Annotated in this window: 13 protein-coding genes; 8 read left to right on the top strand and 5 right to left on the bottom strand. The window is 72.0% G+C overall.

All coding sequences use genetic code 11. The annotated features are described in order from the left end of the window. Nucleotides 1–35: 35 nt before the first annotated feature. Entirely contained in the window at nucleotides 36–2570 is a 2535-nt protein-coding gene (locus tag ABIH81_RS08495) for an EAL domain-containing protein (protein WP_349879789.1), read from the bottom strand. 544 nt (nucleotides 2571–3114) lie between these two features. Here ABIH81_RS08495 and ABIH81_RS08500 point away from each other — a divergent pair. From ABIH81_RS08500 to ABIH81_RS08520, 5 genes are all read left to right on the top strand, one after another. Further along, the gene (locus ABIH81_RS08500) at nucleotides 3115–6129 is read left to right on the top strand and encodes a tetratricopeptide repeat protein (protein WP_349879790.1); all 3015 of its coding nucleotides are present in this window, start codon (nucleotides 3115–3117) and stop codon (nucleotides 6127–6129) included. Between the two features lie 236 nt (nucleotides 6130–6365). Further along, on the top strand, nucleotides 6366–6857 hold the full coding sequence (gene moaC, locus ABIH81_RS08505; RefSeq protein ID WP_349879791.1) for a cyclic pyranopterin monophosphate synthase MoaC: 492 nt from the start codon (nucleotides 6366–6368) through the stop codon (nucleotides 6855–6857). Beyond that, the gene (locus tag ABIH81_RS08510; RefSeq protein WP_349879792.1) at nucleotides 6854–7324 is read left to right on the top strand and encodes a MogA/MoaB family molybdenum cofactor biosynthesis protein; all 471 of its coding nucleotides are present in this window, start codon (nucleotides 6854–6856) and stop codon (nucleotides 7322–7324) included. The genes moaC and ABIH81_RS08510 overlap by 4 nt, the downstream gene beginning before the upstream one ends. A gap of 37 nt (nucleotides 7325–7361) precedes the next feature. Next, nucleotides 7362–8621, top strand: coding sequence for a molybdopterin molybdotransferase MoeA (locus ABIH81_RS08515; RefSeq protein WP_349879793.1), 1260 nt, complete (start codon nucleotides 7362–7364; stop codon nucleotides 8619–8621). Between the two features lie 26 nt (nucleotides 8622–8647). Beyond that, nucleotides 8648–9079, top strand: coding sequence for a molybdenum cofactor biosynthesis protein MoaE (locus ABIH81_RS08520; protein ID WP_349879794.1), 432 nt, complete (start codon nucleotides 8648–8650; stop codon nucleotides 9077–9079). A 4-nt stretch (nucleotides 9080–9083) separates the two neighbouring features. Here the strand turns inward: ABIH81_RS08520 and ABIH81_RS08525 are convergent, their stop codons facing one another. Together ABIH81_RS08525 and ABIH81_RS08530 are read right to left on the bottom strand one after the other, a co-directional pair. Then, nucleotides 9084–10508, bottom strand: coding sequence for a glycosyltransferase 87 family protein (locus ABIH81_RS08525; protein ID WP_349879795.1), 1425 nt, complete (start codon nucleotides 10506–10508; stop codon nucleotides 9084–9086). A gap of 206 nt (nucleotides 10509–10714) precedes the next feature. After that, nucleotides 10715–11260, bottom strand: coding sequence for a DoxX family protein (locus ABIH81_RS08530; protein WP_349879796.1), 546 nt, complete (start codon nucleotides 11258–11260; stop codon nucleotides 10715–10717). 135 nt (nucleotides 11261–11395) lie between these two features. Here ABIH81_RS08530 and ABIH81_RS08535 point away from each other — a divergent pair, with 135 nt between their 5' ends. Continuing rightward, entirely contained in the window at nucleotides 11396–11941 is a 546-nt protein-coding gene (locus ABIH81_RS08535; RefSeq protein WP_349879797.1) for an N-acetyltransferase, read from the top strand. A gap of 19 nt (nucleotides 11942–11960) precedes the next feature. On the opposite strand, the gene ABIH81_RS08540 is transcribed toward ABIH81_RS08535, so the two are convergent. Both ABIH81_RS08540 and ABIH81_RS08545 read right to left on the bottom strand, forming a co-directional pair. Further along, nucleotides 11961–13196 carry an ATP-binding protein gene (locus tag ABIH81_RS08540; RefSeq protein WP_174536195.1) on the bottom strand — a complete coding sequence of 412 codons (1236 nt, stop codon included), beginning with the start codon at nucleotides 13194–13196 and terminating at the stop codon, nucleotides 11961–11963. A gap of 167 nt (nucleotides 13197–13363) precedes the next feature. Beyond that, a complete protein-coding gene (locus ABIH81_RS08545; protein WP_349879798.1) occupies nucleotides 13364–14179 on the bottom strand; it encodes a flagellar basal body protein FliL in 816 nt (271 codons plus the stop codon). An 85-nt stretch (nucleotides 14180–14264) separates the two neighbouring features. Here ABIH81_RS08545 and ABIH81_RS08550 point away from each other — a divergent pair, with 85 nt between their 5' ends. Both ABIH81_RS08550 and ABIH81_RS08555 read left to right on the top strand, forming a co-directional pair. Then, nucleotides 14265–15272, top strand: coding sequence for an EamA family transporter (locus ABIH81_RS08550; RefSeq protein ID WP_349879799.1), 1008 nt, complete (start codon nucleotides 14265–14267; stop codon nucleotides 15270–15272). 11 nt (nucleotides 15273–15283) lie between these two features. Then, nucleotides 15284–15913, top strand: a complete 630-nt coding sequence (locus ABIH81_RS08555; RefSeq protein ID WP_349879800.1) for an A24 family peptidase — start codon at nucleotides 15284–15286, stop codon at nucleotides 15911–15913. The last annotated feature ends 10 nt before the right edge of the window (nucleotides 15914–15923 follow it).

The following is a 15923-nucleotide window of genomic DNA, read 5'->3' on the forward strand; positions in this document are numbered from 1 at the left end:
CCAGTGTGGCAGACCGGCGGGGTGGCCCGGCCGGGTCAGGGTTGCCGGGCGTCGGTGGCGGCGGGGGGTGACGGGCGGGTGCGGCCGGTGCGGCGGCCGGGGAGGCGGATGACAGCGCCGGCGTCGTGCAGCGCGGGTGCGAGCGCGCCGGTCCGGCCGCCGTGGCCGCGCTGGAGGGCGGCGAGCAGCGCGGCGGCGGGCAGTGGCCGGGCGAACAGGTGGCCCTGCCCGGCGGCGCATCCGAGTTCCCAGAGCGCGCGGCGTTGCGGTTCGCTCTCGACGCCCTCGGCGACGACCGTGAGGTCGAGGCTGCGGCCGAGGTCGAGGGTGGAGCGGATCACGGCGGCGGCTTCGGGCGCGGTCTCCATGGCGCCGACGAAGCTGCGGTCGATCTTCAATTCGTGTACGGGGATGCGGGAGAGCAGGGAGAGCGACGAGTATCCGGTGCCGAAGTCGTCGAGTGCCAGCCGGACGCCGGAGTCACGCAGGCGGCTGAGTACGCGGTCGACCACGTCGAGCTGGCTGAGCGTGAGCGTCTCGGTCAGTTCCAGCACGAGCCGGTCCGGCGGGAGGTCGTGGGCGCGCAGCCGGGCCAGCACGGCGCCGGGGAAGCGGGCGTCGAGCAGGCTGCGCGGGGACACGTTCACCGAGACGGGCAGGTCGAAGCCGGCGTCGCGCCAGGAGCCGGCGGCGATGAGCGCCTGGTCGAGGATCGCCTCGGCGAACGCGGGGAGCAGCCCGGAGCGTTCCACCGCTTCGAGGAAGCGCAGCGGGTCGATGAGCCCGTGGGTGGGGTGGTGCCAGCGGGCCAGGGCTTCGGCGCCGATCACCTCGCCTCCGGCCAGGTCGACGATGGGCTGGAAGTTGACCGTGAACTCGTGGTCGGCGACAGCGCGGGGCAGTTCGCCGCCGAGGGTGAGCCGGCTCAGGTCGGCGGTGTCGCGGGCCGGCGCGTAGGTGGCGACCCGCTGACCGGCGCGTTTGGCCTGGTACATGGCCACGTCGGCGCGGCGCAGCAGTTCCGCCATGCCGCCGGTGGCGGGGGCGACGGCGATGCCGCCGCTGGCCTCCACGCTGATCCGCATGCCGTCGAGGTCGAGCGGGTCGTGCAGCGCGGCGAGCAGGGCCTCGGCGCGGTGGGCGGCGACGGCCGGGGCGGGCAGGCCGCGCAGGAGTACGGCGAACTCGTCGCCGCCGAGCCGGGCGACCAGGTCGTCGGGGCGGGCCGCGCCGCGCAGCCGTTCGGCGACCTGGATCAGCACCTGGTCACCGGCGCCGTGCCCGAGGGTGTCGTTGACCTCCTTGAAGTGGTTGAGGTCGATCAGCACCAGGGCGGTGACGCCGTCGGCGTGCCGGGTGGTGAGCTGGGCGCTGCCCTCGTCGAGCAGGTGCCGCCGGTTGGACAGGCCGGTGAGGGCGTCGTGGGTGGCGGCGTAGGCGTGGTCCTCGGCGATGCGGGCGAGCTCGGCGTACGCCTGGGCGTTGCGGACCGCGGTGCAGAGGGCGGAGGCGAAGGTGCGCAGGGTGTACTGCTCGCGTTCGGAGAGTTCGACCGGGCCGGCGAACCGCAGCCGCAGCACGCCGACGTCGTCGGTGCGGTCGTGGCCCTCCAGCGGGACCGGCATGACCTGACCGTCGACGGCGCTGGGCTGGGGGGCCGTTCCGTCGTACGCGATGTCCGTGCCGTTGCCCCGGACGGTGCGTCCGCCGTCGCGCAGCTCGATCTCGACCTCGTCGGCGGAGAAGAGTTCGCTGGCCTCGGTGACCGCGGTGGTGAGTACCTGGTCGAGGTCGACCACGTTGAGGGCGTCGGTGGTGCGGGCCAGGCGCTGCCACGCCTGCTGCTCGGTGCGGGTGCGGATCCGGGCGGAGTAGGCCAGGTGCAGGCTGAGGACGAGCGGTGGCACGGCGAGCAGCAATCGGGGGTCTGCCCGCAGGATGAGTACTGTGCACGCGGCGACGAGGAATCGGACCGCGAAGCCGGCGACCCGCAGGTCGAGGTCGGTGCGGAACTGGCGGACGATGGGTGTCCCGGACGCGAGCGCGATGACCGGCATGGCCAGGAGATCATCGAGTAGTGCCGCTACTAGGTAGACGATGGCCAGGGTGCCTATGAGGCCACCTATCGACGGCGACTCACCCGGCCAGTCGAGGACCGATGTAACGGCCACCGTGCCGCCTGCGATCAGCACGTTCTTCCCGATTCCGAAGGCCGACTTGATTGCCGGCAGACGCAGGATGATCGAGGACGCGGCGACACCCAGCACGGTGCTGGCGACGACCCAGGAGGCCGGTGCGATCGCTACACCGATCACCACAGCTGTTTCCACCCAGGCGATGGAGTGCGTGGTGGAGCGGACCCGGATCGACGCTTTGACGACACCGCCCAGCGTGATCATGAAGATGAGCGTGGCGAAGGTCCCGATATCCCGGACCGAATCGGGAAGAGTTCGCGGCAGGGAGGCGATGGCACCGACCACCACGCCTGACGCGAGAACGACGATGAGACCGACGAGCGTCAGCAGACGTCGATCGGTCCCAGCATCGCGTCGTCCGGCGGTGCGACTCATGCAGCTCCCAGGGCTGAGAGGCTGACGCACGTGCTGGTGGGTTGCCAGCGACGTGACCAAGAGCTTACCGCGAGGAGTTTCTCGGCGAGAAGTGCCGCATTTTCAGTGCCACTCGCTACCGCGCATCGCCGAACTCCTTTCCTGCTCTTTCGAAGCGTTTACGGCGGGGTAAAACCTCGAAAGAAGCTTAGGAGAGGAAAGCTCCTGGTTAGAAGACATAAATGTCGCTATGCGCAATATCAGCTAAGTCTGTGCTGATTAATGACGTTCTGTCCATCACGGTGATGCAGAGCGAAGTCATAAGCAGCCTGCCGGTGCTTGCCCGGTTGCGGATTGCAACCAGGGTCGGCCGCACCTCGCGTGATCCTGTCAGCCTGGGCGACCCTTTGGAGGGAATACAACCGTCGGGCGGCGCAGCTTTCATGCCTCAATGGCCGCATCGGTAGCGTCCCCGCTCCTCGGGTAGCCGGTCAGCGACGGCCCGCAGTGAAGGCTAGGATTTCAACCAGCGTAATTGAGTTCGCGAAATCCGGAGTCGGACGGCGTGAAGATTCGGGTCCTCGGTGGCCTGGCGGCGTACTACGAGGGCGGCTCGGTGCACCTCGGTACCCCGAAGCAGCAGCTTGTCCTGGGGATGCTCGCCGTACATGCGGGTCGGCTCGTCACCCTCGACAAGCTGGTGGACGAGCTGTGGCCGGACTCGCCTCCCCGGTCCGCCTTACCTAACGTGCGCACATATGCGGCCAACCTCAGACGGACGTTCGTGCATGCCGACGGAGAAGCGATGGTCGTTCGCCGACCGGGCGGATACCAACTGTTGATCAGTCCGGACGCCGTCGACCTGGCCCGGGTCGAGCGTCAGATCGCCCATGGGCGTGCCTTGGCCGACGCAGGCCACGCAAGCGCCGCAATCCGTGTGCTCACCGATGCCGTCGACAACTGGTCGGGTTTACTTCTTCCCGGGCTGCCGCTGGGGCCGGTGTTGTCCGCCCGCCGCGAACTGGCCGAGCGGGAACACGAGGCTGCGCTGGTGCTCCTGGCCGGCTTCCACCTGAGCTCCGGGCAACCGGAGGATGCCATCCGGCTTCTTCGACCTCATGCCGCCCGTCAACCCACCCGGGAAGGGCTTCAGGCGGTTCTCATGGAAGCTCTGCTTGCCAGTGGGGACTCGGCCGGAGCGGCCGCCGTCTACCGGTCCACTCGTGCGGCGCTGGATGAAGAATTGGGCGTGCGGCCGGGTTCACGGCTGGACGAGCTGCATCGAAAGGCACTTGAGACCGGTCGACGACTGCCGGACTCGCGTGACCGGTCGGCGTCCAGCAGCCCTCGGGTGGCACCTTCCGTAAGTTGGCTTCCTCGGCCGACAACCGATTTCGTCGGCCGACAGGACGTGCTGGACCGGCTGCTGCGCGAAATCAGGAGGCGTTCTGAGCAGGCGGCCGTCATCCAGGTGATCGACGGGATGGCAGGCTGCGGCAAGACGACTCTCGCAGTCCGGTTGGCCGAGATGTTGGGAACGCAGCATCCGGACGGCCAGTTGTTCGTCGACCTGCGAGGGCATGGAGAAACTGCTGCTCTGGAACCGCAGGCGGTGCTGTTGACCCTGCTTCGGCAGTTGGGCGTGCCTCCAGGGCGGGTGCCGACCGACTTCGAGGATCGAGCCGATCTCTGGCGCCGTGAGTTGGCACAACGCAGGACGGTGCTGGTCTTGGACAACGCGGCGAGCGTTGAGCAGGTGCTCCCGCTGTTGCCTGAAGGCGTGGGAACCGTGGTGCTGATCACCACACGGTCGAGGCTGCTCGCAACCGAACTTGGAGTTCCGGAGTCCCTGGAAGTCCTGACCCCTGCCGAGGCCGTCACCCTGCTTGCCTCCACTGCTGGTGCAGACCGGGTGCGAGCGGAGGCGGAGGCGGCAGACGAGGTGGTACGCCGCTGCGGCTGTCTTCCCCTGGCCATACGGCTTGCCGGAGCACGGTTGGCGCACCGCCCGAGTTGGCTGGTTGCGGATCTGGCGGCCCGACTCGCCGATGAACGCGGTCGGCTAGGCCAGATCGCAGTAGGTGACCGGACGTTGGTCGACGCGTTCTCCACCTCCTACGAACCGCTCGATGAGCGAAGCCGGCAGGTGTTCCGGCTTCTCGCGCTCCATCCCGGCGACGATCTGAGTTCACCGATGGCGGCGGCGTTGGCCGATCTCCCGCTTCCCGAGACCGAGCGGGTTCTTGACGACTTGGTGGATCGCCATCTGCTCGAGGAGAAGGCAAACGGGCGCTATCGGTTGCACGACCTGGTTCGCGAGTACGCCAGCGGGCTCTCGCGGCGCATCGACCCCCCGCGGGTTCTACGGGAGGCGACGGACCGGCTTCTCGAGCTGTGTCTTCACGCCGCGCTGTCCGTGGCGGCGGAGCTGGAGCCGCGCCTGAGGGGGAGCGAACTGGCCGCCGAACCACCTTCCCGCCCGGATCTGGTCGCGGCGATCAGCCCGGACGTAGAGTGGCTGGAACGCGAACGGACTACCCTTACCGCTCTCGTCGCGTACGCCACGGAAACGGGTAGCGACGAGTTCTCCTGGCGGCTGGCGCGCTCGCTTTGGCGCTTCTTCTACATAAGAACGTACTTCGATGACATGCTGTCGACCCACCGGTGTGGCTTGCGCTCCGCCCAGCGTCTGGGCGATCAAGAGGCAACCGCCCAGATGCAGAACTACCTCGCCTCCGCCTACGTGCGAACCGGTGACTATCCCGCAGCGACCAAACTGGTGGAATCAGCGGTTGAGATCTACGAGGAGTTGGGCGACACGCGTAACGCGGCTCGCTTCCGTGCCAATCTTACGGTCGTCTACTGGTTGACCGGGCAACTCGAGGCGGCGGCGCAATTGGGCGCGTATCTACGACGGGAGGTGTTGCTGGGCCGCCATGCCTGGATCGATCTCGTGCTACCGAATCACGGCATCGCGCTGGCAGCAATCGGTAGGTACCAGGAGGCGTTGCAACTTCATCGACTGCACCTGTTCCTGGCGAGATCCGCATCAGACCAATTTCAATTGCTCAATGCTCTGGGGCACATCGGCATGGTCAGGTCGAGGATGGGGGACTTCGAACCTGCTGTTCGGATAATGGAAGCTTCGCTGCGGCTACGGGATCGGACCGGCCACCGCTACGGCGAGCCGGAGCTTCGGGTGGATCTCGGCATCGCCCTACGCGAGCTCGACCGGTTGGACGAGGCTCGTCACCAGCACGAAACGGCCTTGCGGTTGGCGCTCGACAATGGTGAACGCCACGCTCAGTGCGCCGCTTTGAACGAACTCGGCACGACCGCCGGGGCCCAGGGATACCCGCAGGAAGCGATTCGCCTGCACGAGCAGGCTCTGAAGTTGGCCAGCCGTATCGCACACCCACAGGAACAAGGCCGCGCTCTGGCTCGGCTCGGTAGCCTCCTGGTGGACAAGGACCCGGACGAAGCGCGCCGGCTGTGGCGGAGGGCGCTGGCGATCTTCGAGCGAATCGGTGGGCCGGAACAGCAGCGCGTCCGCGCTCTGCTCCTCGGCATGAGCCACTGAACCGGCTTATCGATTTCTTATCGCGGCGTTCGTTAGCGTCCCCGGCATCGGCCACGGGGTGGGTTCACCGCCAGAGCGGACCCGGCCGAACGAGGCCCCCACCGTCAGTTCCCCCCAGCGAATCGGCGGTGGGTAGGTGAGGGAGGGGCGTCGTGTATCGGCACCCGGCACGACGCTCCTCCCCGCCGCGGGCCGGGGGCACCCGCGGCGTCGTACCCGGCGGATAGGGTCGGGCCGTGACCGAACCCGCGCAGCTCACCCACGTCGATCCGGCCGGTGCGGCCCGGATGGTCGACGTCTCCGCCAAGCCGGTCTCGGGCCGGCTCGCGGTCGCCGCCGGCCGCCTCCGCACCACCCCTGAGGTGGTGGAACTGCTGCGCCGCGACGGCCTGCCCAAGGGCGACGCGCTGGCCGTCGGCCGGCTCGCCGGCATCATGGGCGCCAAGCGCACGCCTGACCTGATCCCGCTCTGCCACCCGATCGCGTTGCACGGCGTCACAGTCGACCTCGACCTCACCGCCGACACGGTGGAGATCACCGCCACCGCGAAGACCGCCGACCGTACGGGCGTGGAGATGGAGGCGCTGACCGCGGTGGCGGTCGCCGGGCTCGCCCTGGTCGACATGGTGAAGGCGGTCGACCCGGCCGCGTCGGTGGACGCCGTCCGGGTGCTCCGCAAGGAGGGCGGCAAGACCGGCGAGTGGGTCCGGCCGGAGGACCGGCCGTGATCCGGGCCCGGGTGATCGTGGCGTCCAACCGGGCCGCCGCCGGGGTGTACGAGGACACCAGCGGCCCGCTGCTCGTGACCGGGCTGCGCGAACTGGGGTGCGAGGTCGACGCTCCGGTGGTGGTGCCGGACGGCGAACCGGTCGGCGACGCCCTGCGCGCGGCCCGCGACGACGGTGTCGACGTGGTGCTGACCAGCGGCGGCACCGGCATCACCCCGACCGACCGCACGCCCGACGTGACGCGCGCGCTGCTCGACTACGAGATCCCCGGCATCGCCGAGGCGATCCGCGCGCACAGCCGCGACACCGTGCCGGCGGCGGCGTTGTCCCGAGGGCTGGCCGGGGTGACCGGCCGGACGCTCGTGGTCAACCTGCCGGGTTCGCGGGGCGGCGCCCGCGACGGTCTGGCGGTGCTCGGGCCGATCCTGCGGCACGCCGTCGACCAGCTTCGCGGCGGCGACCACTGAACCCGCGAGGCGCGTGCCCCGGCGCTAGGCTCGCCGGATGAGCACGGAAACCGAAGCCGCCGCGGCCGAGGCGGGCACGCCACCCCCGGCCGGGTGGGAGGAGGCCCGCTCCCGGGTGTACGCGGTGGGCCTGTCCGCCGCGCTCCCCGCGGTCGCCCGTCCGCTGGCCGAGTCCGACGGGCACACCCTGGCCGAGCCGCTGACCACGCGTACCGCCCTGCCCGCGTTCCCCACCTCCAGCGTGGACGGCTGGGCGGTCCGTGGCCCGGGGCCGTGGCGGGTGGTCGGCCGGGTGCTCGCCGGGCACACCGCACCTGCGCTGGAGGCCGACGGCAGCACCGTGGAGATCGCCACCGGCGCGATGGTTCCCGAGGGCACGACCGCGATCCTGCGGATCGAGGAGTCGACGCGTACGGCGGACGGCCTGGTGTCCGGCACGCCCCGCCCGGCGCCGGAGTGGCGGGAGCCGGGCGAGGAGGCGCACCTCGGGGAGGAACTGTTGCCCGCCGGCACGCCCGTGGACCCGGCGGTGATCGGCCTGGCCGCCTCCTGCGGGCTCGACACGCTGCGGGTCCGCCGTCCACCCCGGGCCGCGCTGCTGGTCTTCGGCGACGAACTGCTCACCTCCGGTCCGCCCGGCGCCGGCCGGGTCCGTGACGCGCTCGGTCCGTCGGTGCCGGCCTGGTTGCGCCGCTACGGCTGCCAGGTGCGCGCGGCCGACGTGGTCGGCCCGGTCGCCGACACGCTGCCCGCGCACGTGGCGGCGCTGCGGGGCGCGCTCGCCAACGCCGATCTGGTCTGCACCACCGGCGGCACCATGCACGGCCCGGTCGACCACCTGCACCCGACGCTGGAGGCGCTCGGCGCCGACTACGTGGTGAACACCGTGGCGGTGCGTCCGGGTTTCCCGATGCTGCTCGCCCGGCTGGTGGACGGCGACGGGCGGGTGCGGTTCGTGGCCGGTCTGCCCGGCAACCCGCAGTCAGCCGTGGTGGCGCTCGTGTCGCTCGTCGCGCCCCTGCTCGCCGGTCTCACCGGCCGGCCGATGCCGGTGCTGCCGCACGTGACACTGGCCGAGCCGATCCCCGGGCGCGGCGACTACACCCATCTGGCGCTGGCCCGCTGGGACCGCGTCGCCGGCACCGCGTACCCGGTGCGGCACGTCGGCTCGGCGATGCTGCGAGGGCTGGCCGGCGCGGACGGGTTCGCGGTGATCCGGCCCGGCACCAGCGGCGCGGCCGGTGACCGGGTGCCGCTCGTGCCGCTGCCACTGACCCCTGGGGAGCGATTCGGGTGAGCGCGAACGAGCCGACGGGAGACGTCGTGACAGTGGAAGCAGGCGTGGTGCTCGGCGCGGTGACCGACCGGCCGCTCGACCTGGCCGCGCACGAGACGGCGGTCGCCGACCGCCGGGCCGGCGCGGTGGTGTCCTTCCAGGGCGTGGTCCGCGACCACGACCACGGGCGGGGGGTCACCCGGCTGGAGTACGAGGGCCACCCCACCGCCGAGGCGGTGCTGCGCGAGGTGGCGGCCGAGATCGCGGCCGACCCGCAGGTGTACGCGGTGGCGGTGTCGCACCGGATCGGCCCGCTGGAGATCGGGGACGTGGCACTGGTGGCGGCGGTCAGCACGGCGCACCGGGCGGCCGCGTTCGCCGCCTGCGCGCGGCTGGTCGACGAGGTGAAGGCGCGGCTGCCGATCTGGAAGCGGCAGGTCTTCGACGACGGCACCGAGGAGTGGGTGAACTGCCCCTGAGCGCTCAGCGCCGGGAGGCGAGCGCGGCGGTGCGGCCCAGCCGCTCGTGGTAGAACGCCGGCTCGGCGCCGGGGCGCCACGGCAGCGCCGCGACGAGCACGATCAGCGCGATGGCCAGGGAGTTCTCCATCAGTGCGCCGAACAGGCCGTCCTGGTAGTGGGACACCTCGGGGAGCTGGTGCTCGTACGGCCAGATCGGTGAGATCAGGAACAGCAGGTAGAGCCCGAGCGCGCCGACGCCGTGGCGGAGCCCGGTGAGCGTCGGGTACCAGATCGGCGGGCGCAGAGCCGGCACGCCGTTGGCCGAGGGGCCGCCGGTGCCGCGCGGTGGCAGGCCGCGGCTGGCTTCGCGGCGGCGTACCGCGGCGTCGGCCAGCACGATGATCGCCGGGATGACCCAGATCAGGTGGTGCGACCAGGAGATCGGGCTGATCACGTTGGCGGTGAGCCCGACCAGCGTGAACGCGGTCAGCTCGTCTCCGTCGGCCCGGGCGCTCATCGCCCGGGACAGGCCCAGCGCGAGGATCAGCACCGAGAACGCCAGCCAGAGCAGGCCGGGCGTCTCGATGGAGTCGTAGAGCCGCGCCAGCAGACCGGCGAGGGACTGGTTGGCGGTCATGTCCGCCGCGCCGACCCGCTCGGTCTGCCAGAGCACGTCGGCGAAGTACGCGCGGGACTCCTCACCGAGCACGCCGAACGTCGCGATGGTCACGCCGATCGCGGTGCCGACGGCGGTGAGCGCGGCCCGCCACTGCCGGGTGAGCATCAGGTAGGCCACGAACAACGCCGGGGTGAGCTTGACCGCTGTGGCGAGCCCGATGCCCACACCGGCCCAGGCGCCGCTGTAGACGAACCGGGCCAGCGGCGAATCCGCCGTCTCGTAGTGGGTGCCCCGCTTGGCCCGCCAGCGCAGGCCCACCATGTCCGCCATGATCAGCGCGAAGAGCAGCAGGTTGACCTGCCCGTAGCCGAGCGTCTCCCGGGACGGCTCGATGGCGACTGCGAGCGGGGTGGCGATGCCGACGGTGAACCAGAGCGGCCAGCCGAGCCGGTCCACGACGGGGCGCAGCAGCGCGGCGAGGACCACAGCGAGCGCGCCGATGCTGGCGAGCGCGTTGACGAAGCCGGCGCCGTCGACCGGCAGCCAGGACATCGGCAGCATGACCAGGGCGGCGAACGGGGGGTAGGTGAAGCCCAGCGTGGTCGAGGGCGCGACGAAGTCGTACAGCTCGTTGCCGCCGGCCCACCACAGCACGGCGCCGTGGTAGATCTTCATGTCGAAGAAGTTGTACGGCCGTCCGAAGGCGCCGATGGCGAGCCACGCGGCGTACGACACGGCGGCGACGACGCCGAGACGCACCACGATCCGGCGGTCGACGCGGGAGGCCGGGGCGAGGCGGTTGGTCCGTCTACCGACTGTCGTCGGCATGGCGTGGCCACCCCCGTACCAAGATCGTCGCACCCGTCCAGGTCCAGAACGGAGCCTAGAACGGCGCCTCACGTTGCTGCCTCCCGCGTTACGCGACCGTGTCCGATCCCACACGTGTTTTTGACATTTCCACCGCGTTAACGGGTCTCGGACGGTTCAGGTGATTGGTGGCCTTGCGGGGGTGGTAGGCCGTACGGAATGCCTGGTCAGCCGGGCATGCGGCGGGCGGTCGCCGCGGAGCGTACGGCGATCTTCGCCTCGCGGCGCGCGGTGCGGACCGCGCGCTTGACCGAGCGGCGTGAGTGGTCGATCCGGTGGCCGGCGCGCCAGCGCAGGCCCGGCTTGCCCTCGGTGTCGGCGGCGGCGAGGAGGAGGCCACCGAGCAGGCCGAGGTTCTTCAGGAAGTGGATCTGGTTGTTGTTGCGGGCGGCCGGGTCGTCGTTGTTCCAGAAGGGGTGGCCGGCGGCGGTGGTCGGGACCAGCGTGCCCGCGAGCACGAGCGCGGCCGGACGGGTGAACCGGCCGGTGGCGAGCATCAGGCCGCCGACGAGCTGGGTGGCGGCGTTGGCCCGGATGAGCGAGACCGTGTCGGTGGGGATGCGGGGGTGCACGTTCTGGATCAGCGGGGCGACCTTCCCGGTGACCGGTTCCGCGGCCTGCACCAGGCGTTCCGGGTTGCGCAGGTTGCGGGCGCCGCTGACCACGAAGATGCCGCTCAACATGACTCGGGCGAGGGAGCGCACGGGCTTCATGGCTCAGTCTTACCCCGTCGAGGGCGTCGTCATCCCCGCAACACACGAAAGGTATCGGCCGACGTGGACGTCCGAACGGTATCGATTTCAGCGACCGTCGCGGATGGACCGGTCGCGTTCGGTAAGGTCGCGCGGGTGACGACGCTGCGACTGCGCCCGGAGAGCCCCGCCGACGAGGCGCCGGTGGCCCGGGTGCTGGCCGCCGCCTTCGCCCGGCCCGATGTGGCCACCCCACCGGAGGTCGGCCTGGTCGAGGAGTTGCGCCACAGCCCGGCGTGGATCCCGGAGCTGGCCATGGTCGCCGAGTACGGCGGCGAGGTGGTGGCGTACGCGCTGCTCACGCGCGTCGGCGTACGCACCGAACGCGGCACCTGGCCGGCGCTGGCCCTGGGTCCGGTGGCGGTGGCGCGGCACCGGCAGCGGATGGGGCACGGTACGGCGGCGGTGCAGGCGGCGCTGGACGCCGCGACCGAGCTGGGCGAGCGGCTCGTGGTGGTGCTGGGCGATCCGGCCTACTACCGGCGGTTCGGGTTCGGCCCGGCGGACCGGCTGGGCCTGACCAGTCCCTGGTCCGGGCTGGGGGAGCCGTGGCAGGCGCTGGTGCTGCCGCCGTCGGCGAGCGGAGAGCCGCCACCGCCGGCGGGCGAGGTCGTCTTCCCGCCGCCCTGGTCGCGGGTCTGAGCGGTCGCGGCCGGAGCGGTCAGGCGGGCTGGGTGCGCAGGTAGCGGCCGAAGTGCGGCACTGTGAACGCCACGGTTCCCCGCTCGCCGGAGTAGATCAGCCCTTTCTTGATCAGCGCGTCCCGGGCGGGGGAGAGGCTGGCCGGCTTGCGGCCGAGCGCGCGGGCGATCTCGGCGGTCGGCACCGCCGCGTCCATGTCGTCCCGGCCGCCCTCCTCGCCGTCCACCAGCGCCAGCGTGGCCATCGCGCGCATGTACTCGCGTTCGGCGGGCGTGGCCCGCTCGAACCGGGAGCCGAAGAACCCCACCGCCAGTTCGGCCTCCGCCTCGGGCGCGGCGACCCGGACGTCCGCCGCGGTGATCGGGGAGCGGGGCGCGTGGTCCCAGGTGGCCTTCCCGTACGCCTGGACGAAGTAGGGATAGCCCCCGGACTTCTCGTAGAGCAGGTCGAGCGCCTTCTGCTCGTACTCGACCTCCTCCCGCTCGGCCGGCGCGCAGAGCGCCTGGTCGGCGGCGATCCGGTCGAGCCGGTCGATGCGCTGGTAGCGGTAGAGCCGCTCGGAGTAGGACTTGGCGGCGCTTAGGACGGCCGGCAGGTGCGGCAACCCCGCGCCCACGACGATGAGCGGCGCGCCGAGCTGGGACAGCTCGTGGCAGGCGGCGCAGAGCGCGGAGACGTCCTCCGCGCCGACGTCCTGCATCTCGTCGATGAAGATCGCGATGCCGGTGCCGACGTCGGTGGCGACCGCCGCCGCGTCGCTGAGCAGCTCGACCAGGTCGATCTCGATGTCGCCGGAGTCGGCGCGTCCGCTGCTCGCCGGCACGTCGATGCCGGGCTGCCAGCGGTCGCGCAGCTTGGGCGCCGCGCCGCCCCGCCCGGTGGGCGCGGAGCGTTGCGCGAACGCCTTGAGGACACCGAGGAACGCGTCGATCCGGTCCGGGGCGCGGTGCCGTGGGGCCAGTTCGCGGACCGCCATGTGCAGCGCGGCAGCGATCGGCCGGCGCAGCGACTGGTCCGGCCGGGCCTCGATCTTGCCGGTGCCCCAGAGGTGGTTGATCGCCTCGGAGCGCAGCGTGTTGAGCAGGACCGTCTTGCCCACTCCCCGCAGGCCGGTGAGCATCAGGCTGCGTTCGGGGCGGCCGCGGGCGATCCGTTCCAGCACCACGTCGAAGACGTCCAGTTCCCGCCCCCGCCCGGCGAGTTCGGGCGGGCGCTGGCCGGCGCCCGGTGCGTACGGGTTGCGGACCGGATCCACGAATCGCACAGTATCGGGTTCTCTAGCGACCAGGCTAGATGCGCGTAGAGGCGGCTACCGCGTGTCGGCCTCGACATAAAACTAGGGCTGTCTAGCGTGGATGCTAGACAGCCCTAGTTTTGGTTACCGATCCTGGCTTGCGGCCCGCCCGGTTGCGGCGCCGACGCTCAGCGGCGCTTCAGGCAGAGCACGAAGTCGAGCGTGTCCAGCTCGCTGTCGAAGAAGTACCAGTCGGTGTAGCCGGCCACCTTCCCGCACTTCGCCTCCGCGTCCTTCTTGCCGCTCGTCGCGCCGTCGATGCGGCGCAGCACCTCGTACCTCTTCGGGGCGCAGTCGGCGATCACCAGCTTCGGCTGGCCGCCGCCACCCTCGTTGGCGACGCACTGGCCCGCCTTGACGAAGCGCGGATCGGTCGAGGAGGCCGGGGCCGCCGTCGTGGGCGTCGTGTCAGCCGGCTCGCTCGGCGGCGCCTCGCTCGGATCCGCAGCAGGCGGGGTGGCAGCGGTCGTGCCGCCGGTCGGGGTCTGCTCGTCCCGGCCCAGCATCCAGTACGCCCCGGCGCCGCCCAGCAGCAGCACGGCCAGCACGATCACGACCACCAGCAGCGGGCCCTTCCCGCGCTTCGGCGGCGCCGGCTCGGCGTACGGCGGCTGGCCACCGCCGTACTGCGGCCCGGCGTAGGGGTCGCCCGGGTGGCCCTGCGGCGGCGGCCCGGGGGACCAGGCCGGACCCGGCTCGTAGCGTTGTGTGGGCGGGCCGTACTGGTCGGCGGGCCCGTACTGCTGCGCGGGCGGCCCGTACTGATCGGCGGGCGGCCCGTACGGCCGCGCGCCCGGCGGTGGGCCGTACTGCGGGTCGGGCTGCGGTGCGTAACGCGGGTCGCCCTGTGGGGCGTAGCGGGGATCGGGCTGCGGGGCGTAGCCGTCGTCGGGCCGTCCCCAGGGCTCGGGAGAGCCGCCGCCCGGTGGACCGAAGTTCGACATGAACGCCTCCTGCGTACGCCAGTGCTGAGAGGCCGGCCACCAACTGGGGACGCCGACGCCGTGGTCACCGTAGCGTGGTCCCACGATGAGCTCACGCCCCGAGAGTGCGACTGACGTCGTCGATTCCGCGACGCCACCGGCCCGCACCGCACTGATCTGGACCGCCCTCGTGCTGGTCTACCTGCTCTGGGGCTCGACCTACCTGGGCATCCGGGTCGCGGTCGAGTCCCTGCCGCCACTCATCTCGGCGGCGATGCGGTTCTGCGCCGCCGCGGTGGTGCTCGCCGTGGTGCTGCGCCTGCGGCGCGGACCCGGCGCGTTGCGGGTGCCCGCGCGCCGCGTCGGCTCCGCCGCGCTCGTCGGCGTGCTGCTGCTGGCCGGCGGCAACGGTCTGGTGGTGCTCGCCGAGTCCGGTCCGGCCGGGACCGCCGTACCCTCCGGTGTCGCAGCGCTGCTCGTCGCCACAGTGCCGCTGCTCGTGGTGCTGCTGCGGACGGCAGGTGGGGACCGCCCGCGACCGTGGACGTTCCTCGGGGTGGCGCTCGGCTTCGCCGGCCTGGTCCTGCTCGTGCTGCCCCGCGACGGGGTGGACGGCGTGCCGGTGGCCGGGGCGCTCACAGTGGTCGTCGCGGCGGCGAGCTGGTCGGTCGGCTCGTACCTGTCCGGGCGGATCCTGATGCCCGCCGACCCGTTCGTGGCCACCGTCTACGAGATGGTCGCCGGCGCGGCGGTACTCGCGCTCGTCGGCGTGGCCCGTGGCGAGCTGCGCGGCTTCTCCTTCGCCGAGGTGACCGGGCGGTCCTGGGCAGCGTTGGCCTACCTGATGGTGGCCGGTTCCCTCGTCGCCTTCACCGCGTACGTCTGGCTGCTCGCCCACGCGCCGATCTCCCTGGTCTCCACGTACGCGTACGTGAACCCGGTGGTCGCGGTGGCGCTCGGCGCGCTGTTCGTCGCCGAGCCCGTCACCTCGCAGGTGCTGATGGGCGGCGCGGTCATCGTGGTCGGCGTGGCGGTGGTGGTGAGCACCGAGCGACCCCGCCGGTCCCCGCCACCAGCCGTCGACGGGGCATCCGCGGAGCCGGCCGGGCGGTAGCGTCCCGGCCCGTGTCGGCGCTGCTGGTGACGGGGGTCGCGCTGCTCGGCGCGGCGGCCGGGTGGGCGGCCGTGCCGGTCGGCCGGTCGTTCGTCACCGTGCCGGCCGGTGGCGCTCCGCGCCGGAGCGCGTTCGCCCTGGTCGGCGCCGTGGTGTTCGGCGGGCTCGCCGCCGCCCGGGGGGCCGATCCGGCGCTGCCCGCGCTGCTGCCGGTCGCCGCCGCCGGGCTGGTCCTCGCGGTCACCGACGTGACCGCACTGCGGCTGCCCGACCCGCTCGTCGGCGTGGTCGCGCTCGGCGGCGGCCTCGGCCCGGCCGCTGCCGCAGCGGCGACCGGCGAACCGCGCCGCCTGGCCGTCGCGGTGGCCGGGGCCGCGCTCTCCTTCATCGGGTACGCGCTGCTGGCGCTGCTGCCCCGCGCCCGGCTCGGCTTCGGCGACGTGAAGCTCGCCGCCGCGCTCGGGCTGCCGCTGGGCTGGCTCGGCTGGCCGGCGCTGCGACTCGGGCTGCTCCTGCCGCACGTGCTCGCCGGAGTCGCGGTGCTCGTCCTGCTCGCCGCCGGCCGGGTACGCCGGGACACGCCGGTGCCGTTCGGCCCGGCGCTGCTCGGTGGCGCATGGCTCGCCGCCGTTCTCACCTGAACCGCGCGGG

Origin of the sequence: Micromonospora sp. HUAS YX12, from assembly GCF_040215685.1 — a bacterium.
Taxonomy (GTDB): Bacteria; Actinomycetota; Actinomycetes; order Mycobacteriales; family Micromonosporaceae; genus Micromonospora; species Micromonospora tulbaghiae.